Source organism: Reyranella sp. (genome assembly GCF_004297265.1).
GTDB lineage: Bacteria > Pseudomonadota > Alphaproteobacteria > Reyranellales > Reyranellaceae > Reyranella.
The window spans coordinates 1-23,013 of the sequence record NZ_SCUT01000054.1 but is presented as its reverse complement, the minus strand read 5'-3'; the positions used below and the strand labels follow the sequence as shown (position 1 = coordinate 23,013).

The 23,013-nt window shown below is 66.6% G+C and carries 24 protein-coding genes; 10 read left to right on the top strand and 14 right to left on the bottom strand.

Going from position 1 to position 23,013, the window contains the following annotated elements; translation table 11 throughout:
* Nucleotides 1-158 precede the first annotated feature (158 nt).
* Together EPO41_RS23995 and EPO41_RS23990 are read right to left on the bottom strand one after the other, a co-directional pair.
* Nucleotides 159-914, bottom strand: coding sequence for an SDR family NAD(P)-dependent oxidoreductase (locus tag EPO41_RS23995; RefSeq protein WP_296330880.1), 756 nt, complete (start codon nt 912-914; stop codon nt 159-161).
* Between the two features lie 17 nt (nt 915-931).
* Entirely contained in the window at nt 932-1,909 is a 978-nt protein-coding gene (locus EPO41_RS23990) for an NADPH:quinone oxidoreductase family protein (RefSeq protein ID WP_296330875.1), read from the bottom strand.
* Between the two features lie 107 nt (nt 1,910-2,016).
* On the opposite strand from EPO41_RS23990, the gene EPO41_RS23985 reads away from it, so the two are divergent.
* From EPO41_RS23985 to EPO41_RS23970, 4 genes are read left to right on the top strand one after another with little or no spacing between them, the layout of a single operon-like run.
* Complete coding sequence (locus EPO41_RS23985; RefSeq protein ID WP_296330872.1) at nt 2,017-2,472, top strand: MaoC family dehydratase; 456 nt, start codon at nt 2,017-2,019, stop codon at nt 2,470-2,472.
* A gap of 5 nt (nt 2,473-2,477) precedes the next feature.
* Nucleotides 2,478-3,341, top strand: a complete 864-nt coding sequence (locus tag EPO41_RS23980; RefSeq protein WP_296330869.1) for a CoA ester lyase — start codon at nt 2,478-2,480, stop codon at nt 3,339-3,341.
* Nucleotides 3,338-3,964, top strand: a complete 627-nt coding sequence (locus EPO41_RS23975; protein ID WP_296330867.1) for an exopolysaccharide biosynthesis protein — start codon at nt 3,338-3,340, stop codon at nt 3,962-3,964. Before EPO41_RS23980 ends, EPO41_RS23975 begins: the two co-directional genes overlap by 4 nt.
* A gap of 20 nt (nt 3,965-3,984) precedes the next feature.
* Complete coding sequence (locus tag EPO41_RS23970) at nt 3,985-5,094, top strand: aromatic ring-hydroxylating dioxygenase subunit alpha (protein ID WP_296330863.1); 1,110 nt, start codon at nt 3,985-3,987, stop codon at nt 5,092-5,094.
* A 104-nt stretch (nt 5,095-5,198) separates the two neighbouring features.
* On the opposite strand, the gene EPO41_RS23965 is transcribed toward EPO41_RS23970, so the two are convergent.
* Genes EPO41_RS23965 through EPO41_RS23955 form a run of 3 tightly spaced genes read right to left on the bottom strand, consistent with a single transcriptional unit; the run spans nt 5,199 to nt 9,520 of the window.
* Nucleotides 5,199-6,365: an acyl-CoA dehydrogenase family protein gene (locus tag EPO41_RS23965; RefSeq protein ID WP_296330861.1), complete on the bottom strand. Its 1,167-nt coding sequence runs from the start codon at nt 6,363-6,365 to the stop codon at nt 5,199-5,201.
* Between the two features lie 10 nt (nt 6,366-6,375).
* Nucleotides 6,376-7,296, bottom strand: coding sequence for a glutamate cyclase domain-containing protein (locus tag EPO41_RS23960; RefSeq protein WP_296330859.1), 921 nt, complete (start codon nt 7,294-7,296; stop codon nt 6,376-6,378).
* Entirely contained in the window at nt 7,277-9,520 is a 2,244-nt protein-coding gene (locus tag EPO41_RS23955; protein WP_296330856.1) for an adenylate/guanylate cyclase domain-containing protein, read from the bottom strand. The genes EPO41_RS23960 and EPO41_RS23955 overlap by 20 nt, the downstream gene beginning before the upstream one ends.
* Before the next feature lie 72 nt (nt 9,521-9,592).
* Here EPO41_RS23955 and EPO41_RS23950 point away from each other — a divergent pair, with 72 nt between their 5' ends.
* The 3 genes from EPO41_RS23950 to xth all read left to right on the top strand — a co-directional run bounded on the left by EPO41_RS23950 (nt 9,593) and on the right by xth (nt 12,054).
* Nucleotides 9,593-10,489, top strand: a complete 897-nt coding sequence (locus EPO41_RS23950) for a DMT family transporter (RefSeq protein ID WP_296330852.1) — start codon at nt 9,593-9,595, stop codon at nt 10,487-10,489.
* Between the two features lie 49 nt (nt 10,490-10,538).
* Nucleotides 10,539-10,871 (top strand): iron-sulfur cluster insertion protein ErpA, encoded by a 333-nt coding sequence (gene erpA / locus EPO41_RS23945; RefSeq protein WP_296330850.1) that lies wholly within the window; start codon nt 10,539-10,541, stop codon nt 10,869-10,871.
* Between the two features lie 394 nt (nt 10,872-11,265).
* A complete protein-coding gene (xth, locus tag EPO41_RS23940) occupies nt 11,266-12,054 on the top strand; it encodes an exodeoxyribonuclease III (protein WP_296330846.1) in 789 nt (262 codons plus the stop codon).
* Between the two features lie 176 nt (nt 12,055-12,230).
* On the opposite strand, the gene EPO41_RS23935 is transcribed toward xth, so the two are convergent.
* The 5 genes from EPO41_RS23935 to EPO41_RS23915 are packed head-to-tail and all read right to left on the bottom strand — an operon-like array spanning nt 12,231 to nt 17,248.
* Complete coding sequence (locus EPO41_RS23935; protein ID WP_296330843.1) at nt 12,231-12,998, bottom strand: SDR family oxidoreductase; 768 nt, start codon at nt 12,996-12,998, stop codon at nt 12,231-12,233.
* 16 nt (nt 12,999-13,014) lie between these two features.
* On the bottom strand, nt 13,015-14,268 hold the full coding sequence (locus EPO41_RS23930) for a hypothetical protein (protein ID WP_296330841.1): 1,254 nt from the start codon (nt 14,266-14,268) through the stop codon (nt 13,015-13,017).
* A gap of 22 nt (nt 14,269-14,290) precedes the next feature.
* Nucleotides 14,291-15,292: an asparaginase gene (locus EPO41_RS23925; protein ID WP_296330837.1), complete on the bottom strand. Its 1,002-nt coding sequence runs from the start codon at nt 15,290-15,292 to the stop codon at nt 14,291-14,293.
* Complete coding sequence (locus EPO41_RS23920; RefSeq protein ID WP_296330833.1) at nt 15,289-15,996, bottom strand: protein phosphatase 2C domain-containing protein; 708 nt, start codon at nt 15,994-15,996, stop codon at nt 15,289-15,291. Before EPO41_RS23920 ends, EPO41_RS23925 begins: the two co-directional genes overlap by 4 nt.
* A gap of 16 nt (nt 15,997-16,012) precedes the next feature.
* Entirely contained in the window at nt 16,013-17,248 is a 1,236-nt protein-coding gene (locus EPO41_RS23915; RefSeq protein WP_296330830.1) for a cytochrome P450, read from the bottom strand.
* Nucleotides 17,249-17,308: 60 nt separating this feature from the next.
* Here EPO41_RS23915 and EPO41_RS23910 point away from each other — a divergent pair, with 60 nt between their 5' ends.
* Entirely contained in the window at nt 17,309-18,868 is a 1,560-nt protein-coding gene (locus EPO41_RS23910; RefSeq protein WP_296330827.1) for a long-chain fatty acid--CoA ligase, read from the top strand.
* Nucleotides 18,868-20,400, top strand: coding sequence for a long-chain fatty acid--CoA ligase (locus EPO41_RS23905; RefSeq protein ID WP_296330824.1), 1,533 nt, complete (start codon nt 18,868-18,870; stop codon nt 20,398-20,400). The genes EPO41_RS23910 and EPO41_RS23905 overlap by 1 nt, the downstream gene beginning before the upstream one ends.
* A gap of 107 nt (nt 20,401-20,507) precedes the next feature.
* Here the strand turns inward: EPO41_RS23905 and EPO41_RS23900 are convergent, their stop codons facing one another.
* A complete protein-coding gene (locus EPO41_RS23900) occupies nt 20,508-20,861 on the bottom strand; it encodes a cupin domain-containing protein (protein ID WP_296330821.1) in 354 nt (117 codons plus the stop codon).
* A 119-nt stretch (nt 20,862-20,980) separates the two neighbouring features.
* Between EPO41_RS23900 and EPO41_RS23895 the strand changes: the two genes are divergently transcribed.
* Entirely contained in the window at nt 20,981-21,625 is a 645-nt protein-coding gene (locus tag EPO41_RS23895) for a glutathione S-transferase family protein (protein ID WP_296330818.1), read from the top strand.
* Nucleotides 21,626-21,628: 3 nt separating this feature from the next.
* Here the strand turns inward: EPO41_RS23895 and EPO41_RS23890 are convergent, their stop codons facing one another.
* The 3 genes from EPO41_RS23890 to EPO41_RS23880 all read right to left on the bottom strand — a co-directional run.
* Nucleotides 21,629-22,138, bottom strand: a complete 510-nt coding sequence (locus EPO41_RS23890; protein WP_296330814.1) for a hypothetical protein — start codon at nt 22,136-22,138, stop codon at nt 21,629-21,631.
* Nucleotides 22,139-22,240: 102 nt separating this feature from the next.
* Nucleotides 22,241-22,717, bottom strand: coding sequence for a GNAT family N-acetyltransferase (locus EPO41_RS23885; protein ID WP_296330811.1), 477 nt, complete (start codon nt 22,715-22,717; stop codon nt 22,241-22,243).
* A partial coding sequence (locus EPO41_RS23880; RefSeq protein WP_296330808.1) for a GNAT family N-acetyltransferase occupies nt 22,714-23,013 on the bottom strand: 300 nt, incomplete at its 5' end. The genes EPO41_RS23885 and EPO41_RS23880, both read right to left, overlap by 4 nt.

The following is a 23,013-nucleotide window of genomic DNA, read 5'->3' as shown; positions in this document are numbered from 1 at the left end:
GGAGGCGGCGGAGGGTTGAGCGATACCGAGCGCAGTGAAGCAGGCTATTAAAAAAGCGTCGCGGCCCTCGTAGCCGTGCGTCTGCTTACCATTGCAGGTCGCGATAGCGCTCGGTTCGCTTAGTTATGCCGTTGCTTCGTACTCTTCTGGCCTGCGTCTCAGGTGCGCAAAGTGAGGCCGCCGTCGACCACCAGCTCGTGGCCGGTGATGAAGTCGGCTTCGTCGGAGGCCAGCAGCAGCGCGCCGCGGGCGATATCGATGGGCTGGCCGAGCCGGCGCAGCGCCGCCTTCTTCTCCCAGACCTCGCGGATCTCCGGCTTGTCGAAGTTGGTCTGGGTCATGCCGCTGTAGATGGCGCCCGGGCAGACATAGTTGGCGGTGATGTTGAACTTGCCGAGTTCCAACGCCAGCGTGCGCGTGAGCCCGCCGACGCCCGCCTTGGAGGCGCAATAGGCCGCCAGGCCGTAGTCGGTGTCGAAGGCCATCACCGACGCGGTGTTGACGATGCGCGCGCGGCCCTTCTGCCTCGCCCGCTCCTTCAGCGCCGGGATGGCTTCCCGGCACAGCCGGAACATGCCGCGCACGTTCACCGCGTTCACCCGGTCCCACATTTCGTCGGTCATTTCCTCGACGAAGGCACGGCCGCTGACGCCGGCATTGTTGAACAGGATGTCGAGCGCCCCGAACCGGTCGAGGGCGGCCGCCACGATCTTCTTCGGCGCGTCGTCGCCGGTGATGTCGGCCGCGAAGGGCTCGATCGACCTGTTGCCCACATGGACGGTGTCGATCGCCGATTCCGGCCGGTCGACCGCCAGGACCTGCGCGCCCTCCTCGGCAAAGAGCTTCGCGGAGGCCGCCCCGATGCCCGAGGCGGCGCCCGTCACGATCGCGATCTTGCCAGCCAGTCTGCCCATGCGGGCCTCCGTCTTTCTCAGGCGACCTCGATGATGACCTTGCCGGTCGCCTTGCGCGACAGCAGCGCGTTCATGGCGTCGGCCGCCTTCTCCAGCGGGAAGCGCATGGAGATGTGCGGCTTCAGCTTGCCCTCGCCGTACCAGGCCAGCATCTCGTCGAAGTTCTTGCGCGCCTCGGCCGGCTCGCGGCCGCGCCAGGCGCCGTAGAACACGCCGCGCACGTCGCAGCTCTTCAGCAGCGCCAGGTTGGCCGGCAGCGACGGGATACGGCCCGCGGCGAAGCCCACGACCAGCAGGCGGCCGTACCAGGCGATGCAGCGCACGGCCTCGTCGAAGGCATCGCCGCCGACCGCGTCGTAGATGATGTCCGCGCCGTTACCGCCGGTCAGTTCCTTGACCTTGTCGCGCATCTTCTCCTTGGCGTAGTTCACGAACATCGTGGCGCCGTACTTCCGGCAGATCTCCATCTTCTCGTCGGAGCCCACGGCGGCGATGACCTTGAGGCCCATCAGGGCGCCCAGCTCGACGGCGGTGAGGCCGACACCGCCCGAGGCGCCGGTCACCAGCAGGGTCTCGCCCGGCTTGTAGCTGCTGCGCTGCTTCAGCGCGTAGTAGGAGGTGCCGTAGGTCATGGTGAACGCCGCACCATCCTCGTAGCTCATGTTCTTCGGCATCGGCAGGAGCTGGATCTCGTCGACCACCGCCTCGCTGGCATAGCCGCCATGGCCGATCATGCCGATCACGCGGTCGCCGACCTTGTAGCCGGTGACGCCCTCGCCGACCTCGGTGATGTCGCCCGCAATCTCGTGGCCGGGCGCGAAGGGGCGCGGCGGCTTGAACTGGTATTTGTCCTGGATGATCAGCGTGTCGGGGAAGTTGACGCCCGCGGCCCTGGTCGCGATGCGCACCTGGCCCTTGCCCAGCGGCTTGGAGGGCATCTCCACAAGCTTCAGGCTCTCCGGCCCGCCCGGTGTTTCGCTCAGCATCGCGCGCATCGTCGTACTCCCCATCCCGGTGTTTCATCCTGTGGCGCCCTTGATACGATGGCGAGCCGGCCAGCGTCCATCCATGCTAGGAAGGCTCGACTTCCGCGAGGAGAAAGATGGCAGGGCTCTATTACGAGGATTTCAGCGTCGGCCGCGTGTTCGAGCACGAATGGACGCGCACCGTGACCGAGATGGACAATGTCCTGTTCAGCTCGCTCACCATGAACGTCCAGCCCCTGCACCTCGACGAGGAGTTCGCCTCCAAGACAGAGTTCGGCCAGCGCATCGTGAACAGCCTGTTCACGCTGGGCCTGATGATCGGCATCACCGTGAACGACACGACGCTCGGCACCACCATCGCCAATCTCGGGATGACAGACGTGCGCTTTCCTAAGCCGGTCTTTCACGGCGACACGCTGCGTGTGCGGACCCGCGTGGCGAGTGTGCGCGAGAGCAAGTCGCGTCCCGATGCCGGCATCGTCGAATTCGTCCACACCGCGATCAACCAGCGCGGCGAGACAGTGGCCGAGTGCACCCGCCAGGCGCTGATGCGCAAGAAGCCCAGGAGCTGAAGACCGTGCGATCCTTCCTGTTCGTCCCCGCCGATTCCGAGCGCAAGCTCGCCAAGGGCCCCGCCTCGGGCGCCGACGGGCTTATCCTCGACCTCGAGGATTCCGTCGCCGCCGACCGCAAGAGGATCGCGCGCGACATGGCTCTCGCCTATCTGAACCACGCCGACCGCGCCGGCCCCAAGCTCTACGTCCGCGTCAACGCGCTCGATACCGGCCTGACCCTGGGCGATCTCGCCACCGTCATGCAGGGCAAGCCCGACGGCATCGTCTTTCCGAAATGCGTCGGCCAGGCGGATCTCGACCTGATGTCGAACTATCTCGACGCCCTCGAAGCGCGCGAGGGAATCGAGGCCGGCGCGACCCGCATCCTGACCATCGCCACCGAGAGCGCGGCGGCGATCCTGGCGCTCACCGCCGCGCCGGCGAAGCACGCCCGCCTGATCGGGCATTCCTGGGGTGGCGAGGATCTGATGGCCGATCTCGGCGCGCTGGCGAAGGGTCCCTCGCCCGGCGTCTACGACGACACGTTCAAGCTGGCGCGCACGGTCAACCTGATGGCCTCGGTTGCCGCAGGCGTCACCGCCTACGACACGGTCTATCCCGACATCCGCAACGTCGAGGGCCTGCGCGCCGAAGCGCACGACGCAAGGCGCATGGGCTACGGCGGCAAGATCGCCATCCATCCCGACCAGGTCGCCATCATCCATGAGGTCTTCACGCCGACCGCAGCCGAGATCGACTGGGCAACGAGAGTCATCGCGACCTTCGAAGGCAATCCCGGCGCCGGCGTTCTCACGATGGACGGCAAGATGCTCGACAAGCCGCACCTCGTGCTGGCGCGCCGGCTGGTCTCGCGGAAGGGTGGATGAAGGACAATTTCGGCCTTCTTGACACGCTCGATCGGCTGTTCGGCGGCGACCGTCGATCCGTCCTCACGTTGAACGAATTCCTCCAGGAGCTCGAAGGGCGGTCCTATGCCTTCGCCGTCCTGGCGTTGAACATCGCGAATGTCATTCCGACCGGCATTCCGTGGCTGTCGACGATCACAGGCGCGCCAATGCTCTACCTTCTGGCGCAATACTTCGCCGGAAAGCCGGTGCCATCGCTGCCTCTCATGATCGGGAAGCGAGGCCTACCGCGCGGCAAGCTGCAGGATTTCCTCGACCGCGCGCGACGCTTCATCCGCTGGCTCGAGAACACCGTCCACGCGCGTTACGAATGGTGGGTGAACGGCCTGCCACGCCGGCTGATGCTGCTGGCTTGGTCGCTGGATGTCCTGATCCTCGCGTTGCCGATTCCCTTCGACAACTTTTTCCCCGCCTGGGCCATCCTCTTCTTCTGCTTCGCCCTGATCGAAGATGACGGTTTGATGGCCATTTTGGGATGGCTACTGACCGCGGTTACCCTCTGCTGGACCGTGTTTCTCCTAATGGTCGGCCATGCCGCGATCTCGGCCGCAATTTCGACCCTCAAGGCGATTATCTTCGGCTAGCTACAACGTGAGCTGCCGCCATGACCTTGCTTGTCGATACGTCTCCCAACTTGCTCGCCGCCCTAGACCGCGGCGAATCGCTTCCGGCGCGCTGGTACACCGATCCTGGGATCACCGAACGCGAGACCGCCAGGATTTTCCGCAAGAGCTGGAACTATGTCGGCCCCCTCTCCCAGTTGACGGAGACTGGCGACTACGTGACCGGTTATGCCGGTGGCGTACCGGTCGCGGTCGTGCGCAACGAGCGCGGCCTGGCGGGCCTCGTGAACGTGTGCCGTCATCGGCGGCACGAGGTCCTGAAGGGCCGCGGCAATGCGAAGAGCCTGCAATGCGGCTACCACGCCTGGACCTATGACCTGACCGGCGGCCTGAAGCGCGTGCCGCGGTCGCAGTCGGAGCCGAACTTCAATCTCGCCGACTTTCCGCTGCTGCCGATCCGCGCTGAAGCGCTGGGACCGTTCGTCTTCGTCAACCTCGACCCCGAGGCGCCGACGGCTGCGTCCTGTTACGGACCGGTCCTCGACCTGATCGCCGAATGCGGCGTCGTGCTGGACACGCTCGTGCATTACAGCCGCGAGGAATGGCGTTCGAACGCCAACTGGAAGACGATGCTCGAGAACTATCTTGAATGCTATCACTGCGCCGTCGCCCATCCCGGCTTCAACGCCGCGATCGACGTTCGCCCGGACGTCTATGCGCTGAAGGCCCACGGCTACTTCCTGAGCCAGACCGGACCGGTGCGACCGACAGCCCTCGCGGGCCAGGCAAAGACCGACCTGTACGACGTGTCGGGCGCGCTGGCGCAGTCGCAGTATCACTTCCTGTGGCCGAACGTGACCATCAACATCAATCCCGGTTTCCCGAACCTGTCGATCGACGTCTGGACTCCGGACGGGCCCAACGCGACGAAGGGCTTCTCCGAGCAGTTCTTCGGCCCCGGCGTCAGCGACGACTTCGCGAGGTCACTCGTCGCCTTCAACAAGCAGGTCGCGGCGGAAGACGATGCGCTGACGGATTCAGTCCAGCGCGGTCTGCTCGCCGGGATTCCCGACACGGGCCGCTTCCTCACCAACAGCGAGCACCTCGTCATCCACTTCCAGAAGATGATCGTGGAAGCGGTGGGGGCGTAGTCACTGTCATCCTGCGCGCAGCGAAGGATCCCGCGCCCGCCAGGGAGTGCGCTGCGCGTTCCGATAGGTCCTTCGCTTCGCTCAGGACGACAAGCTGTTCGGAGCTAATACGACCGCGGCAGTCCCAGCACGTGCTCGGCGACGAAATTCAGGACCATGTTGGTCGAGATCGGCGCCACCGTGTAGAGACGGGCTTCGCGGAACTTGCGCTCGACGTCGTATTCCTCGGCGAAGCCGAAACCTCCGTGCGTCTGCACGCACATCTCGGCGCAGGCCCATGAGGCTTCCGACGCCAGCATCTTGGCCATGTTGGCCTCGGCGCCGGCGTTGATGCCCGCCTCGTACATCGAAGCCGCCTTGCGCACCATCAGGTCCGCCGCCTCGATCTGCGTATAGGCGCGCGCGATCGGATACTGGACGCCCTGGTTCTGGCCGATCGCGCGGCCGAACAGCTTGCGCTCCTTGGCGTAGTTCACGGCCTTCTCGATGAACCACTTGCCGTCGCCGATGCACTCCGAGGCGATCAGCACGCGCTCTGCGTTCATGCCGGAGAGGATGTAGCGGAAGCCCTGCCCCTCCTCGCCGATCAGGTTCTCGGCCGACACTTCCATGTTGTCGAAGAACACTTCGGTGCTGTTGTGGTTCATCATCGTGCGGATTGGCCGGATGGTGAGGCCCTTGCCCAGCGCCGAGCGCATGTCGACCAGGAACACCGACAGGCCGTCGGTCTTCTTCTTGGTCTGGTCGCGCGGCGTCGTGCGGGCGAGCAGCAGCATCAGGTCGGAATGCTCGGCGCGGCTGGTCCATACTTTCTGACCGTTCACGACGTAGGTGCTGTTGTCCTTCTTCACCGCCGTGGTGCGGAGGCTCAGCGTATCGGTGCCACTGGTCGGCTCGGTCACGCCGAAGGCCTGCAGGCGCAGCTCGCCGGTGGCGATCTTCGGCAGGTAGCGTTCCTTCTGCTCCTTGCTGCCGTGCCGCAGCACCGTGCCCATGATGTACATCTGGGCGTGGCAGGCGGCGGCGTTGCAGCCGGCCTTATGGATCTCCTCCAGCAATGCGCTGGCGGCCGAAATGCCGAGGCCCGCGCCGCCATATTCCTCCGGGATCAGGATCGACAGCCAGCCGGCCTCGGTTAGCGCCTTCACGAAGGCCGTCGGATAGCCGCGCTCGCGGTCGAGTTCGCGCCAGTAGGCGCCGTCGAACTTCAGGCAGAGCTGGCGAACCGCGTCGCGGATCTCGGGGTGCGTCGGAGCGTAGGGATTTTCCATGGCGCGCAAGCTAATGCGCGCCCTCTCCCCATGCAATGCGGCCGAGCCTGTCGACCAGAGGCCCATGAATCTCGGGGCCGAATCCGTCGACGGTGGCTTCACGAAGCGCGGTTACGCCGTCCACTGCGCCTGCTTCCTTCACGGTCGCCTGGGTGACGGACAGGTCGCGTTCCGCGGTCAGGAATTTCGCGATGGTTGGACGCCAGTCGGGATGCAGAACGGCGAGCGCCGCCATCAGCCCATAGGCGCCCCAGTTCGAGACTCCGGCCACCACGAGGTGGTCGCACGAGGTCACGCAGGCGATCTCCGCGCCGTTGGGCACGTGCTCGGCGATCAGACCGGCCGGCAGCCTGCCCATGCCGATCTCGTTGCCGCCGTCGCCGACGGCAAGCTTCGTCCAGTTCCCGCCCTCGAACAACTCATCGAGCGGCAGCGTCCAGGGAGAGACGTCGACGCCCCGCATGTTGCGCGGCTTGCCGTCGGCGCTGCGCCCGCACCGTTCGATGGCGACGACATGGGTGAGCTCTTGCTTGCGCCAGACCTTCGCCAGTTCCTCGATGGCACCGTCTTTCCCGGGCACGACCTCGTCGACAACCACCGCCTCCCCGGTCGCCCGAACAGCCGAACGCACGGCCTCGACGCTCGGCGTATCGACCGCGATGCGCGCAGGCACTCCGCAGGCGACGAGAGACGCTGCAAGCAACGCCGTCCCGACGGGACCGTCGGTCTCGGGCGCGGCAACGTCGCCTCGCGGCACGAAGAAGCCGGTGATCAATCCCACCCGTGTGGCCTTCGCCAGCGATGCCGCCGCCCCGGCGAGGCCGCCGCGATTGGCGTCGATCAGCGCTCGGGTCTTGCGGCCGACATCGCGGCATACGAGGGCCTCGATGGCGGCGATCCGGCGATCCGGCTCACTTGTCCTTGGCGACATAAACTCCCTTCCAGTCCACCGGCGAATCGTCGATCAGGTCGTCGAGCCGTCCGCGCATCATCTCGTAATAGCCCTGGCGCCAGCCGGCCGCCGCCGCTGCCGCCTCGCAGGCTCCCAGCATCTCGATGGCCTCGGCGAAGCCACCGCTGCGGTAGAGCCCGAGGAACTCGTCCTGCTGCCTGAGCAGCGCCTTATAGGCAGGCATCCGCGACGCAGTCGAATCGCCGAGCAGCGCGAACACGCGCTCAGGCTCGGTCTTGCCCTTCACGGTGACGAGGTCGATCTCCAGCGTCGCATAATCCTCGACCTCCTCGCGCGTCTTGCGGCCGATGATGATGCCGACTCCGTAGGTCTTGCACTGGCCTTCGAGGCGCGACGCCAGGTTCACGTCGTCACCCAGGCAGGAATAGGTGAAACGCTGGGTCGAGCCGAAATTGCCGACCGAGGCCGGGCCGGTGTTCAGGCCGACGCCGATATTGACCGGTATGTGCTTGCGCCCTTCGGCCTCCGCTTCGGCCCTCCATTCCTCGTTCAGCTCGGCGAGACGTGCCTGCATGGCCAGCGCCGCATCGCAGGCACGCGCGGCGTGGCGCTCGACCGGCAGCGGCGCGTTCCAGAACGCCATGATGGCGTCGCCCATGTATTTGTCGATCGTCCCGCGGCGGTCCAGGATCAGATCGGTCATGGGTGTCAGGAAGCGGTTCATGAACCGCGTCAGGCCGTGCGGATCGAACTGCTCGGAAATGGTCGTGAAGCCACGTACGTCGGTGAACATCACCGTGATCTCGCGCTGCTCGCCGCCGAGCTGCAGCAGGCTCGGATTGCGCGCGAGCTGCTCGACCAGGTCGGGCGACAGGTACATGCCGAAGGCGCCACGGATCTCCGCCCGCTCCCGCTCCGTGCGCATGAAGGCGAGTGCCGTGCCACCGACATAGATGGCCGCGAAGGTGACCGGCGGATAGATCGGATCGAACAGAAGGTGGTACTTCGAGTAGGCGACCCACGGCACGAACAGGCCGATGGCGATGAAGATCGCGGCGACGAAGGCCATCTTGCCCGCCGACAGTCTCGGCAACAGCACGACCAGCAGCAGGCCGATGATCGCCAGGTAGAGGAATTCCGCGCCGTCGGCATAATCGGGGCGCGCCAGGAACTTCTGCTCCAGCATCTGCTCGGCGAGCTGGGCATGGACCTCGACGCCCGGCACGCCGTCCTGCACCGGCGTGTTGCGCAGGTCCTTGAGGCCGATGGCGCTGGTGCCGACAAAGATGACGTTGCCTTCCAGCTTCTCGGCCGGCACTTCATCCTTCAACACGGCGCGGGCCGATATGAACCGCTGCGGCTGGTGGCCGGTGTCGTAGAGGACGACGCGGCCTCGGGCGTCGGTCGGCACCTCGAGGGCGCCGGTCTTGATGGCGACGATGCCGGTCTTCTCGCCGAACGACATTTCGCCGCTCGCGCCCGAGGACTTGATCAGATAGGACGACGCCTCCTGCGCCACCCGGAGCGCCTCGATCGACAGCGCCGGGAAGAGGCCCTCATATCCGGCGACGCGGAACAGCATCGGCACCCGGCGGATCACGACGCTGTCCACGTCGGTGTTGACGCTGCCGTTGCCCTTGGCCGCGGCTTCCAGAATGTCGATGGATTTCACCGTGCCGCCCTGCTGCGGAAGGAACTGGCTGGGCTGGTCGCCGGCAAAGGCGACGCCGTGGAAGGTACGCGGTGGCTTTCCCGTCCCCTTAACGTCGAAACCGAACCCCGTGACCACCCTCGACTGTGCCATGGCGTCGGCCAGCACCTTGTCATTGTCCTGCACCGCCGCCGCCAGCTTCTGTACCGTCTCGGGATCGGTGAAGGCCACCAGGTCGCGCAGCATGCGGCTGATCGAGGACCTGTCCGGCTCGGCGAACACGGCGTCGAAGGCCACGACGGCAGCGCCTTTCTCGGTGAGCTTGTCGACCATCCGCGCCACGATCGTGCGCGGCCACGGCCATTGGCCGAATTCCTGGAGGGCGGCCTCGTCGATGTCGACGATGCGCACCGGGGTCTCGGGATTGTAGGGGCGCGGCTCGATCCGTTGATAGGCGTCGAAGGCGAAATCGCGGATGCGGGTCACCGCCGACGGATCGGCGATGCGCAGCACGAGGGCCCCCAGAAGCACGAGCAGCGCAATGACGATCGGCGCACGCGGCGCATTGATGCAGCGCAGCAACCAGCTCATGCGCCTTTGACCCTCTGCTCCCCCACGAACTTCACTTTACAGAGGATGGCGCGCGAGCCAAATAGCGCGACCTTGCCGCACGCCCCCAGCCAGACAGCCCTGCACGGCATCTACTTCAAGATGTGCGCCCTCGTGCTCTTCTGCACGATGGACGCGATGGTGAAGGGGCTGGGCGGCACCTACGGCTCCTTCCAGCTCATGGTCTTCCGCAGCGCCGTGGCGCTGGTGCCCGTTGCGGTGCTGATCTGGCACGCTGGCGGCTTCAGGGTGGTGCGCAGCAGCAAGCCGGGCCTGCAGGCGCTGCGGGTCGGCATCGGCTTCGGCAGCATGTTCGGCTTCTTCTATGCCTTCCCGCGCATGCCGCTGGTCGACGCCTATGCCATCTCCTTCGCGGCGCCCCTCTTCATGGTGGCGCTCTCCGTGCCGATCCTGCGCGAGCCGGTCGGCTGGCGGCGCTGGACAGCCGTGGGCGTGGGTTTCGCTGGCGTGCTGATCATGCTCGATCCCTGGGCGATCGAGTTCCACCTGGTCTCGCTGGTCATCCTGGCGGCCACCTTCTGCTATGCCCTGTCGACCGTGCTGGTTCGCCGGCTCAGTCGCCACGATCCCGACGTCGTGACCCTGTTCTGGTTCGCGATCGTGGGGACCGTCGTATCGCTGGCCTGCGCCATCCCCGAATGGAAGTGGCCGCCCCCGCTCGACTGGGTCTGGCTGCTGACCCTCGGCCTGCTGGGCGGCGTCGCCCAGATCCTGATCACCCGGGCCTGGCGGCTGGCCCCAGCCGCCGTCCTGGCGCCCTTCGACTATGCCTCGATCGTGCTGGCCATGGCCTTCGGCTATCTGTGGTTCCAGGAAGAGCCCTCCTGGACCGTCTGGTACGGCCTGCCGCTGGTCATCGGCTCGGGCCTCTACATTCTCCACCGTGAGAGGGTCAGGGCGCGACAGCGCAAAAAAGCCCTAATCTCCTAGGGTTTTTGTCGGGATTGACGAATCGCCTCGCCAACCACATCTTGTGGGCATGACCGACACCACCTTCTCCGTGACCCCCAGCGCGGCCAAGCGGATCGCCTTCCTGGCTTCCAAGGAGCCCAAGCCCGTGATGATGCGGGTGGCGGTCCTGGGCGGCGGCTGCTCGGGCTTCCAGTACAATTTCTCCTTCGAGGAAGCGCGCAACGACGACGACCTGGTCATCGAGCGCGACGGCGCCGCCGTCCTGGTCGACAGCACCTCGCTTGAGTTCCTGAAGGGCAGCCAGCTCGACTATGTCGACGAGATGGTGGGTTCGGCGTTCCAGGTGAAGAACCCGAACGCGACCTCCTCCTGCGGCTGCGGCAACTCGTTCAGCGTTTAAGCCGAGCGAAGCTCGGCTGTTGAGCGGCAAGACATCGCGAAGCGATGTCTGGGAGCGCCGAAGAACGAACGACCGTTCTGGCCCCATCGTCCGGTAAGACGGGGCACTTCCCATTCGAATACAGGCCTGTCCGGGGAAAATGGCGCGGGATGTCAGTTAGGCGAAAATTGTCATCCCGAGCGTAGCTAGGGACCTTTGGGCGGCTGGGTCGGCCTGTTCGGTCCCGCCGCAGATCCCGGCCCCGGTCGTCGAGCGCCTCAACGGCGCGGTGCGGGCCGTCATTCCCGCGGCGCACGCCAAGCTGCTCGAACGGGGCCTGGTCGTGCAGGACGCGAAGATCGAGCCGCAGGACTGAGGCATGCTATGAGGGCGGCAAGAGAGGCAGCCTGAACTCATGAAAATCGCGACCTGGAACGTGAACTCCGTCCGCAAGCGCACCGGCAACCTGGTGTCGTGGCTGGAGGAAGCCAAGCCCGACATCGTCGTGCTGCAGGAGATCAAGGCGCAGGAGCCGCAGTTCCCCGCCGCCGAGGTCGAAGCCGTCGGCTACAAAACGGCGATCGTGGGCCAGAAGGGGTTCAACGGCGTCGCCTTCCTGTCCCACCATGCGTTCGACGTGACGGCGCGCGCCCTGCCCGGCGCCGCCGAGGACGAGCCGGCGCGCTATGTCGAGGGAAAGGTCTACACGCCGCGCGGGCCGCTGACGGTCGGCGGGCTCTACCTGCCCAACGGCAATCCGATCGGCACAGAGAAGTTCACCTACAAGCTTGCCTGGATGGAGCGGCTGCTTACCCACGCCCGCGAGCTGCTGGCGCGCGAGGAGATGTTCGTGCTGTGCGGCGACTACAACGTCTGCCCGACTGACATGGACGTCTTCGATCCCAAGGCCTTCGCCAACGACGCGCTCTGCCAGCCCGAGTCGCGCGCGGCCTTCCGCAAGCTGCTCAATCTCGGCCTAACTGATGCGGTGCGGGCGTTCCATCCCGACGGTGAGCAGTACACGTTCTGGGACTATCAGGCCGGCGCCTGGGCGAAGGGCAACGGCCTGCGCATCGACCACCTGTTGCTCTCGCCACAGGCTGCCGACCGCCTCACCGCCGTGGGCATAGACAAAGCCGAACGCGGCAAGACCGAGCCGTCGGACCACGTCCCTGTGTGGTGCGAACTGGACGTGGCGGCTTGATCCAGACGAGTGGTTTAGCAAAATCCCCGTCGTCCTGAGCGAAGCGCCGAAGGCGCGAAGTCGAAGGACCTCTTTTCGTTTTGACGCGTCGTGCGCCGGAAAATAGGTCCTTCGACTGCGCCGCCCTTCGGGCGGCTTCGCTCAGGACGACGGGCTATTCTATCATTTCCGCGTAGCTACTCCGCCCCGGCGCCGATGACGCCGCCGTCGGCGATGATGCACTGGCCGCAGACGAAGTTGCCTGCCTTGGAGGCCAGGAACACCGCAACGCCGCCGATATCGTCGGGCTGGCCGATGCGCTTCAGGGCCGCCTTGTTCTCCTGGGCGGCGCGGATCTGCGGATTGTCCCACAATGCCTTGGCGAAGTCGGTCTGGATCAGGCCGGGCGCGATCGCGTTGACGCGGATGTTGTGCTTGCCCCACTCCATGGCGAGCGACTTCACCAGCGACAGGTCGGCCGCCTTGCTCATGTTGTAGGCCGCGATGTGGGCCGAGCCGACCAGAGCGCCGATCGACGAAACGATGATGAAAGCGCCGTCCTTGCGCTCCGCCATCTCCGGGCCGACCATGTTCATCAGCCACAGGTTCGACATCACGTTGTTCTGCATGATCTTCAGGAAAACCTCGTCCTTCAGCCCCGTGAGCGGGCCGAAATACGGATTGGACGCGGCGTTGCAGACCATGATGTCGATGCGGCCGTAGGCCTTGCGCGCCTCGGCGACGAGGTTCTCGAGCTGGGCCTTGTCGGAGATGCTCGCGGCGACGGCGGTCGCTTCGCCGCCCCTCGCCTTGATGCCCGCTACCACCTCCTCGCAGGCCGGCAGCTTGCGGCTCGACACCACGACCTTGGCGCCATGGGCGGCCATCTGTTCGCAGATGGAGCGGCCGATGCCACGGCTGCCGCCGGTCACGACGGCCACCTTTCCGGTAAGGTCGAACATCATCGGTCGTCTCCTCGATTCATTTGGTCAACAAAGCAATGAGCTCAACATGCGCCGACCAGAGGAATTGGTCGATAGGCATGAGTTTCTCCAGCCGGTATCCGCCATCCTGCAGGGTGCGCACGTCGCGGGCGAAGCTGGCGGGGTCGCAGGAGGCGTAGACCACCCGCTTCACGGTCGAGGCGGCGAGTTCGGCGCATTGGGCCGCAGCGCCGGCGCGCGGCGGGTCGAGCACGACGGCGTCGAAGGCGGCGAGTTCCGGCGGCCGCAGCGGATTGCGGAACAGGTCGCGCAGCTGCACGGTCGCGCGGTTGGTCGCCCCCTTGCGCAGCGCGGCATCGACCGCCGCGACCGCGGTCTTGTCGCTCTCGAACAGGCTCGCCTTGCCCGGCTTGCCGAGCGACAGCGCGCCTATGCCGGCGAAGAGATCGGCGATGTGTACGCCCTCGCCCGCCCAGGCCGTGACTCCCGCGCGCATCACCAGCTCGGCGCGCTTGGTCGCCTGCAGGAACACGCCGGGCGGCGGCTCGACGGTCGCGTCGCCCAGCACCAGCAGCGGCGTGCGGCGCACGACGACCGGCTCGGCGCGGGCGCGATCGCCCCAGCTCACCCGGGCAAAGTCGGCGCTCTCGGCCAGCGCGATCAGCGCCTCGCGGATCGGCAGGGTAAGGTCGAAGCGGCGATGCGGGCGGATCAGCACGTCGAGGCCGGTGTCGGTCTCGTTCACGACCGCGTCGGCCGAGGTGCCGTCGCGCAGGATCGCGGCCATGGCCGAGCGCAGCGCCGGGAGCGCGGCGCTGATCCTGGGACGCACCACGACGCAGGTGCCGACATCGACCACGCTCTGGCTCGCGCGTTCGTGGAAGCCGGCCAAGATCCGCCTGCCCTCGCGGCGCAGCACGATGTCGGCGCGACGGCGCTCGCCCGGCTCACAGGCGACCGGCGCCTCGAAGCGGGGAGCCCTCACGCCGCGTTGTGCGAGCGCCTTCGAAATCAGCTCGCTCTTCCAGCCGGTGTAGATGTCGCGCCGCCAGTGCTGCAGCACGCAGCCGCCGCAGGTGCCGAAATGCGCGCAGGGCGGCGTCTCGCGATGGCGCGACGGGGCCAGCACTTCCAGCAGCTCGCAGGCGATGCCGTCGCCGCGTTTATCGAGCGGTTCGGCCTCGACCGTCTCGGCCGGCAAACAATACGGGACGAAGTAGCGTTTGCCTTCGAGATCGGCGACGCCGTCGCCGCGGGCGCCGACTTCCAGGATGTCGAGCGTGATACTCACGATGCACTCATGAGGGAGGAGCTCAGCCCAGCCAGCTCTTCGCCGGCCTCATCTCACCGACCAGCAGGCCGACCACATTCCTGATCGGCGGATGCAGCACCTCGTCGCGCTGCGCCGCCGGCAGCACGCCGAGATGGTCGAGCAGCGTCGCCATCGCAACCTCGGCCGCGCGTCCCGCGCCGTCCCAGACCTTGAGCGCCACCCCGAAACCGAGCGTCGGCAGCATGCCGCAGAACACGCCCTCGGCGCCGGTCTTCACCTGGATCACGCCCGGCGCGGCCTCGTTGATGCGGGTGCAGAAGCGGCCGGTGCCTGCCACCATGAAGGGCTCGGCGTTCATCGCCTGGCGGATGCGGTTGGCGGCGTCGGCCCTCTTGCTCGACAGGCGCGACGGATCGGCCATCGACGCCATCGCCTGCGCCAGGCTCCTGAGCGGCGTTGCCAGCGTCGGGATCCCGCAGCCATCGGTGCCGTGCGGAAAGGTGTCGGCGTCGAGGCCGCACAGCGCGCTCATCGTCTCGCGCAGCCGGCGCTGCACCGGATGGTCGTACTTGATGTAACCCTTGGTCGGCTCGCCATAGTGCGCAGCCGTCGTCAGGAAGCCGCTATGCTTGCCCGAACAGTTGTTGAACGCCGGCGTCGGCAGGGTATTCGCCCGGGCCAGCGCCTCGATGCTCGACTGCAGGCGCGGCGCATGGGTGCCGCATTCGAGATCGGCTTCGCGGAGGCCCACCTTCGCCAGCCAGGCACGCACCGTCTCGACATGCCGCGTCTCGCCGCTGTGCGAGGCGCAGGACAAAGCGACGTGCTCGTCGCCCAGGCCGAAGCGCTCGACCGCGCCGCTCTCGACGAAGGCCATCGCCTGGATGGGCTTGTTGGCCGAGCGCGGCAGGATCGCGGCATCGATGTCGCCCCAGGACTCGACCACGGTGCCGTCGGCCTTCACGACCGCAGCGATGCCCTCGTGCCGACTCTCGACGACCGGTCCGCGCGTGACTTCGATGACGACAGGGCCCCTACTCATCGCACGCGCTCCAGCTTTACAACGGTGATATTGTCCTGATGCCCCTTGGCCACCGCCAGCACCGCGGCGATGATCCGATCCACCGCCAGCGATGCCTGCGCCAGCAGCTGTTCGTTGCTCAGGCTGTGCACGCCGTCGCTGCACACCAGCAAGCGCGCGTCCGGCCCCAGCCGGCGGCTGCCGCGGTCGACCAGGGTCAGCGGCTCGCCCATCACCGCCTCGCGCAATGTATGCCGGCCGGGATGATTCTCGGCATCCTCGGCCGAGAGCATGCCGCGAGCGACCAGCGCGTCGATCTGCGGCGCCATCGAATGATCGGCGTTCAGCCGGACGATCTTGCCGGCTTCGACCAGATAAAATGGCGAATCGCCGACGCTGATCCAGCGCACTTCGTCGCCGCGCAACTGGGCGGCGACCAGGGTGGCGCCCATGCCGGTGAGTTCATGCCGCGCGAGGGCGCCCCGGCCCACCGCCTGGTTGGCGTCGTGCAGCCCGTCGTCCAGCCCGCCGCCCTGCTCCATCGCATGGATGAAGGCGTCGACCGCTAGCTGGCTGGCGACCGCGCCGCCGGCATGTCCGCCCATCCCGTCGGCCACCACCGCCAGCAGCGAGCCGTCGCCCAGCGTCACCAGACGCCAACTGTCTTCCTGGTAAGGGCGGGCGCCCTGATGCTGGCCGCCCTCGCCCCGCCATCGCGTCGTCATGTTTTCAGCGAATCCTTCAGTGCCAGACTGCCGGGAGCTTGCTGAGGCCGCGCAGGGTGAAGCTGCGGCGCCAGGCGGGCGTGTTCTTCTCGGGCAAGGTCATGTTCGGCATGCGCTCGATCAGCGCCGCGAACACCAGCTCGGCTTCGAGTCGCGCGAGCTGCGCGCCGAGACAGTGATGGATGCCGCCGCCGAACGACATCGGCCGGATATGCTCGCGGCCGACATCGAGCCGGTCGGGATCGGGATATTGCGCCGGATCGCGATTGGCCGCGCCCAGCAGGGCGACGATGCTTTGCTCCGCGCCGATCGTCACGCCGCCCAGCTCGACTTCGGCATGGGTGACGCGGCCTGTGATCTGGACCGACGAATCGTAGCGCAGCAGCTCCTCGACGGCGTTGGGGATCAACGACGGGTCGGCCTTGAGCCGCTCCCACTGATCGGGGTTGCGGTGTAGCGCCAGCAGGCCGTTGCCGATCAGGTTGGTGGTGGTCTCGTGCCCGGCGCCGAACAGCAGGCCGATATTCGCCTGCAGCTCCTCGGCCGTGAGCTTGTCGCCTGCCTCCTCCGCCTTGACCAGTTCGGTCGTGAGATCGTCTTGCGGTTCCCGCCGGCGCAGCTCGCACAGCTGGTTGAAGTAGACGCCGGCCATCTGGGTGTTGCGGTTGGCCTGGTCGAGCTCCTCGCGCGTCATCGGAACCGGTTCGAGGATGCGGCCATTGACGTTGCTGCCCGCGAGGAAGGGGGCGCGATGCTCTTCGGGAATGCCCAGCATGTCGCAGATCACGATGACCGGGAGGCGATGCGCCAGGTCCCGCATCACGTCCATCTCGCCCTTGTCGGCGACCCTGTCGAGCTGCTCGTCCACAAGCTGCTTGATGCGCGGCCGCATGTCGGCGACGCGGCGGGCCGTGAAGGCCTTGGTGACCAGCCCGCGCAGCCGCGTGTGATCCGGCGGATCCTGCACCAGCATCGTCTTCGCGAGACTGGCCACGGCGGGCTCGCTCATGCGGTCTTCGCCGTAGCGGCGACGCATGTTGCCTTCGAAGTCCTTGCCGAAGCGCTTGTCGCGCAGGGACAGCGCCACGTCCTCATAGCGCGTGATCAGCCAGAAGCCCTGCGGCGTCTTCAGCACCGGGGCGGCTTCGCGCAGCCGGCGATAGAACGGATACGGGTCGGCGATGAAGGCCGGGTCGAGCGGGTTGAACTCGAGGTCCTTCGCAGGTGCGGTCGGCTGGGCGATGGTGTCCATCCTTTTTCTCTACCACGAAGCCCCTTGCCGCGCGAACGAACGAGCCCCTAGCATCGCACCATGTTTGCACTCACCCAGGGACTTCGCCGCGCCGTCCAGACCCAACCCAACGGTCTTTCCACGTCCTTCGCCGGCCGCCGCCGGACCTGGCAGCAGAGCGCCGACCGGATCAGCCGGGTCGCCGGCGCCCTTTCCGCACTGGGCGTGCGCCGCGGCGACCGGGTGGCCATCCTTGCCCTCAATTCGGACCGCTATCTCGAACTGATGTACGCCCTGCCCTGGATGGGAGCGGTGATGGTTCCGGTCAATACGCGACTGGCGACGCCGGAGATCGAATACATCCTGAACGATTCCGGCGCGGCCGCGCTGTTCGTCGACACCGGCATGTCGCATCACCTGACGGCGCTCGACGGGAAGACGCCTACGGTACGCGAGGTCGTCTGGCTCGATGACATGGCAAGCCCCGAAGGCATCCTCCGCTACGAGGACCTCACGAGCTACGAGGCGATGGAGGATGCCGGCGCCTGTGACGACGATCTGGCCGGCCTCTTCTACACCGGCGGCACGACCGGTCGCTCCAAGGGCGTCATGCTCACGCACACCAACCTGGTGGTGAACGCATTGAACGGCGTGGCAGGCATGGGCTTCGATGCGGACACGGCTTACCTCCATTCGGGCGCGATGTTCCATCTCGCCGACGGCGCCTCGACCTTCGGCGTCACGCTGTCGGGCGGACGCCACGCCTTCGTGCCGCGCTTCGAGCCGGTCGAGGTGCTGCTGACGATCCAGACCGAAAAGGTGACGCACGCGCAGTTCGTGCCGACCATGATCAACATGCTGGTGAACCACGAGCGCTTCGGCGAGTTCGACATCGGCGCCCTCTCCTTCATCCTCTACGGCGCCTCGCCGATGCCGGAGGGCGTGCTGCGCAAGGCGATCGACAAGATGCCGAATGTCAGGCTGATGCACGGCTACGGCATGACCGAGGCCGCGCCCATCGTCACCCTGCTCGACCCGCGTTACACGGTGCTCGACGGTCCGTTCGCCGGGCGGCTCAAATCGTGCGGCCAGGCCGCGCTCGCCTGCGACGTGAAGATCGTCGATGCCGACCGGCTGGAAGTGCCGCGCGGCACGACCGGCGAGCTGGCCGTCCGCGGCGCCAACGTGATGAAGGGCTACTGGAACAAGCCGGTCGAGACCGAGGCGGTGCTGGAGGATGGCTGGTACTATTCGGGCGACGGAGCCTACATGGACGAGGAAGGCTTCGTGTTCATCGTCGACCGGCTGAAGGACATGATCATCTCCGGCGGCGAGAACGTCTATTCGGCCGAGGTCGAAAATGCGATTTCGACGATGCCGGGTGTCGCCGAGGTGGCGGTGATCGGTATTCCCGACGAACGATGGGGCGAACGGGTCCATGCCATCGTCGTCCCGAGGCCGGGCGTCGCGCTCGGCGTCGACGAGGTGATCGACCATTGCCGCAATCGGATCGCCGGCTACAAATGTCCGCGCAGCGTCGACTTCCGCCACACGCCGCTCCCCCTCTCGGGCGCCGGCAAGGTCCTGAAGCGTGAGCTACGCGAACCCTACTGGCAGGGTCTCACCAGGGGTGTGAACTGATGGCTTCGATTCCCTACTACGACTGGATCGCGCACCATGCGGGCCGGCGCCCGCGGCAGCTCGCGATCCACGACCTGCATACCGGACGGAAGCTCTCCTACGCCGACCTCGATGCCCGTATCGGCCGGTTGACCTCGGCGCTGGCAGCAAGGGGCATTGCCAAGGGCGACCGCATCGCGCTGCTCGCACCAAACTGCGCCGAGTATTTCGAACTCCAGTTCGCCTGCGGCCGGCTGGGCGCCATCATGCTGCCGCTGAACTGGCGGCTCACCGTGCCGGAACTCGAGTACATCCTGGGCGATGCCGGACCGAAGCTGCTGATCCACGACAAGGGCTTTGCGGTACAGGCCGCCGCGCTGTCGAAGAACCTTATCGAGATCGACCACGAGCGGCCCGATAGCGACTACGAGCGCGCGCTCGCCGCGGCAGCACCTCCGCCACCGGCCGCCCCGCTGACACACGACGACATCGGCATGGTCATGTACACGTCGGGGACGACCGGCCATCCCAAGGGCGCCATCATCACGCATGGCATGGTGTTCTGGAACTGCGTGAACCTCGGCATCCCCGCGCTGATCACGCCCGAGACGGTGCAGCTCGTGGTGCTGCCGCTGTTCCATACCGGCGGTCTCAACTGCTACGCCAATCCCGTGCTCCACGCCGGCGGCGCGATCGTGGTGATGCGGAACTTCGACCCCGGCCAGGCGCTCGACTGCCTCTCGGATCCGGCGCTCGGCATCACGCATTTCTTCGCCGTGCCGGCCCCCTACCAGTTCATGATGCAGCATCCGAAGTTCGAGGGGGCCGATCTCTCGCGCCTGCGCATCGCGGGCGTCGGCGGCGCCCCCTGCGCGCTCGCCATCCTCGAAACCTGGACCGGCCGCGGCGTACCGCTGGTCCAGGGCTGGGGCATGACCGAGACCAGCCCAGCCGGCACGATGCTCGACGCCGCCGACGCCATCCGCAAGCTGGGATCGGCGGGCAAGGCGCTGTTGCATACCGCGATCCGCGTGGTCGACGACCAGGGCAACGACGTGCCGGCCGGCGGCATCGGCGAGCTGCTGATCAAGGGACCCAACATCACGCCGGGCTACTGGAACAATCCCGCGGCCACGGAGCGCAGCTTCACCGACGGCTGGCTGCACACCGGCGATGCGGCGCGGCTCGACGAGGAAGGCTTCGTCTACATCGTCGATCGCTGGAAGGACATGTACATCTCGGGCGGCGAGAACGTGTATCCCGCCGAGGTCGAGAACGTGCTGTTCCAGCTCCCCGCCGTGGCCGACGCCGCGATCATCGGCGTGCCCAACGAGCGCTGGGGCGAGGTCGGCATGGCGATCATCGTGCGCAAACCGGACCAGGACCTCGCCGAAGGCGACGTGATCCAGCACTGCCTCGCCCGCCTCGCCAAGTTCAAGGTCCCGCAATCCGTCACCTTCGTCGACGCCTTGCCGCGCAACGCCACCGGAAAGGTCCTGAAGCGCGAGCTGCGGTCGCAGTTCGTCGGCCGGGACGCCCCGGCGATCAGTTAGGGCGGTTCGCTCCCCGTCGTCCTGAGCAGCGCGAAGGACCTTGCCGAGCGACCAGCGGACTCCGTTGCCGGCGCGAGATCCTTCGCTTCGCTCAGGATGACATTGAGTCAAACCAGCGGCACGTAGTCGTACTCGCCGACGCCCTGCATGATGAGGAAAGTGAGCGAAACGTCGCCGCCGTTGGTCACGAGGTGCGGCCTCCCCGGCGCGGCGACGAAACTCTCGCCCGGTTTCAGTATCACTTCCTGCTTGGGCTCTTGCAGAAAGAGACGCATCGTTCCCTCGACCACGTAGAACGTATCGCTGATGTTGTTGTGGAAGTGCCACGGCACCTTCTGTGTGGGCGAGAGCTGTAGCTCGGCGACGCGGAAGCCCGGCCGCTGCAGGTGGTAGGCACGCCGCTCGACCTCGTAGAGGTGGCTGGCATCTTTAACCGCTTCGAGTGTCCTTGGTGCCGACATCGTCGATCCTCCTTCCTGGAGAGAGCCCGGTCCGGTTTTTTGCTGTGCCTCGAACGTCGCAAGCCTTAAGAACGGGCGCGATCCCGTCAAGAAGACAGTTCGATAAAGTAGGAAGTTCAATGCTCACGATCTACGGCGTCTACCGGTCCCGCGCGTCGCGCAACATCTGGCTGGCCGAGGAACTCGGCATCCCGTTCAAGCAGGTCCCTGTCATCCAGCACTATCGCAGCGTGCCGGCCGGGATGCTGCACACCCGGTCGCCGGAGTTCCTGAAGATCAATCCGAACGGCCTCATCCCCTCGATCGACGATGACGGGCTGGTGCTGCACGAGTCACTCGCCATCAATCTCTATCTCGCGCGAAAGCATGGCGGGCCGGTCGCCGGCGCGACCGTCGCCGAGGAAGGCGAGATCGCCATGTGGTCGCTGTGGGCCGCGACCGGCGTCGAGCCGCACGCGATCAACGTCCTCTATCACCGCCTGGGCAATCCGACCGGCGTGAAGGACCCGAAGATCGCCGACGCCGCCGTGGAGGCGCTGAAGGGTCCGTTCGCCGTGCTCGACAAGGCGCTGGCCAAGAGTGGCTGGCTGGTCGGCGACCGCTTCACCGTGGCCGACCTCAACACGGCCGAGATCGTGCGCTACGCCCAGCCCGCGCCGGAACTGTTCGAGACCGCGCCGCGCGTCAAGGCGTGGCTCGCCGCCTGCCAGGCCCGTCCGGCCTTCAAGAAGATGTGGGCGGCCCGCGACGCCGAGCCGGCCTAGACGTCAGCTTGCGGGCGCCGTCTGGGTGAGCGTCGCAAGGCGCGCCGTGGCGCCCGCGACCGCTTCCGCCGAGAACCTGTCGGGATAGGTCAGCACCAGCTGCTCTCCCGTCAGCTCGACCATGCCATTCGCCACCAGCAGCTCGAAGGACTCGGGCGGTTCCTTGCTCTTCGCCCAGTCCTCCAGGCAGGCGACCACGCCCTTGCCCTTGAGCTTCAGGCGAGTCCGGCTCGCCCGCGTCGCACGACCGTTCTTCTGCGTCAGCAGCAGCTCATAGGCCGCCAGAGTCCTGTAGAAGGCCCGCTCCAGCGGATCTTCCTTGTCGGCGCCTTCGAGCGAGCAAAGCTGGTCGAAGGCCTGGCGCCAGATGTCGTCCCGCCCCATCCGCTTGGCATTCTGCATCAAGGTGCGCAGCTGCTCGGGATCGGTGTAGCTCGAGATCGGCTTGGCCATCGTCTGCTTGACGCCAACCGGCGCCTTCGCTTCGGGCGCTTGCTTCGAATGTTTGGCCACGACTACTCCTGCACAATTGTCCGGCACTGGATGTGCAAGAAAACCAACCATAACACATTGTCCGACGCGAACCCCTCATTGTTCACATCGCGAAACCGGCCCTCAAACGGCCAGCATCAGCCGGTCGATCGACGGGAGGAAGCCAAAACGCTCGTAAAACCGCCGCGCGTCACGATTGAAGGCATGGACGGACACCTCGACGTGCGTGGCCCTTTGCTCTCGGGACCATTGCGTCGCCGCCTCCAGCAGATGGTGACCCACTTGGCGGCTGCGCCAATCGCCCCGCACCACGAGATTGTCGAGCTCGATGACGTGCCGAGGGACAGCACCTGCAAATGCCATCGGCATGCGTGTCAGCAGGACTGCAAGTCCCACGACCTCGCCGTCGCCCTCCGCCACGAGAACCGCCGAACCCGGCCCCTCGCACCATCGCTCGACCTGCTCGCGCGGCCGCGCCGGGCCGTCGAACGGGCGGAAGAAGTCCGGCCGCGCCTGGCGGTGGAACTCGTCCAGCTCGTCGAACAGGGTGCACAGCGTCTCGTAATCGTCGCGACGCGCCGGGCGGGTCGTGACGCTCACGCCGCCAGCACCAGCCGGTCGTTGGCCACCGCGAAACCGAAATTCTCGTAGAAACGCTTGGCGGCACCCTCGCCCACCACGGCCTCGACCTGCACCGCGCGACGCTGCCGGGACCATTCGACGGCGGCGGCCAGGAGACGCCGGCCGACCCGGCGCCCGCGCTGGTCGGCACGCACCACGAGATTGTCGACCTCAATGACCTTGTGGGCGCCCATCCCCTCGAGCGGCACCAGCCGCGTCATCAGCACGGCGACGCCCAGCACGCCCAGAGCGAGCTGGGCGTAGATCGGAAGAGC

What these genes read in the sequence shown, in the direction of transcription:
- EPO41_RS23995 (WP_296330880.1), bottom strand. Translation starts at nt 914, where the DNA reads ATGGGCAGACTGGCTGGCAAGATCGCGATCGTGACGGGCGCCGCCTCG.
- EPO41_RS23990 (WP_296330875.1), bottom strand. Translation starts at nt 1,909, where the DNA reads ATGCGCGCGATGCTGAGCGAAACACCGGGCGGGCCGGAGAGCCTGAAG.
- EPO41_RS23985 (WP_296330872.1), top strand. Translation starts at nt 2,017, where the DNA reads ATGGCAGGGCTCTATTACGAGGATTTCAGCGTCGGCCGCGTGTTCGAG.
- EPO41_RS23975 (WP_296330867.1), top strand. Translation starts at nt 3,338, where the DNA reads ATGAAGGACAATTTCGGCCTTCTTGACACGCTCGATCGGCTGTTCGGC.
- EPO41_RS23970 (WP_296330863.1), top strand. Translation starts at nt 3,985, where the DNA reads ATGACCTTGCTTGTCGATACGTCTCCCAACTTGCTCGCCGCCCTAGAC.
- EPO41_RS23965 (WP_296330861.1), bottom strand. Translation starts at nt 6,365, where the DNA reads ATGGAAAATCCCTACGCTCCGACGCACCCCGAGATCCGCGACGCGGTT.
- EPO41_RS23960 (WP_296330859.1), bottom strand. Translation starts at nt 7,296, where the DNA reads ATGTCGCCAAGGACAAGTGAGCCGGATCGCCGGATCGCCGCCATCGAG.
- EPO41_RS23955 (WP_296330856.1), bottom strand. Translation starts at nt 9,520, where the DNA reads ATGAGCTGGTTGCTGCGCTGCATCAATGCGCCGCGTGCGCCGATCGTC.
- erpA (WP_296330850.1), top strand. Translation starts at nt 10,539, where the DNA reads ATGACCGACACCACCTTCTCCGTGACCCCCAGCGCGGCCAAGCGGATC.
- xth (WP_296330846.1), top strand. Translation starts at nt 11,266, where the DNA reads ATGAAAATCGCGACCTGGAACGTGAACTCCGTCCGCAAGCGCACCGGC.
- EPO41_RS23935 (WP_296330843.1), bottom strand. Translation starts at nt 12,998, where the DNA reads ATGATGTTCGACCTTACCGGAAAGGTGGCCGTCGTGACCGGCGGCAGC.
- EPO41_RS23925 (WP_296330837.1), bottom strand. Translation starts at nt 15,292, where the DNA reads ATGAGTAGGGGCCCTGTCGTCATCGAAGTCACGCGCGGACCGGTCGTC.
- EPO41_RS23920 (WP_296330833.1), bottom strand. Translation starts at nt 15,996, where the DNA reads ATGACGACGCGATGGCGGGGCGAGGGCGGCCAGCATCAGGGCGCCCGC.
- EPO41_RS23915 (WP_296330830.1), bottom strand. Translation starts at nt 17,248, where the DNA reads ATGGACACCATCGCCCAGCCGACCGCACCTGCGAAGGACCTCGAGTTC.
- EPO41_RS23910 (WP_296330827.1), top strand. Translation starts at nt 17,309, where the DNA reads ATGTTTGCACTCACCCAGGGACTTCGCCGCGCCGTCCAGACCCAACCC.
- EPO41_RS23905 (WP_296330824.1), top strand. Translation starts at nt 18,868, where the DNA reads ATGGCTTCGATTCCCTACTACGACTGGATCGCGCACCATGCGGGCCGG.
- EPO41_RS23900 (WP_296330821.1), bottom strand. Translation starts at nt 20,861, where the DNA reads ATGTCGGCACCAAGGACACTCGAAGCGGTTAAAGATGCCAGCCACCTC.
- EPO41_RS23895 (WP_296330818.1), top strand. Translation starts at nt 20,981, where the DNA reads ATGCTCACGATCTACGGCGTCTACCGGTCCCGCGCGTCGCGCAACATC.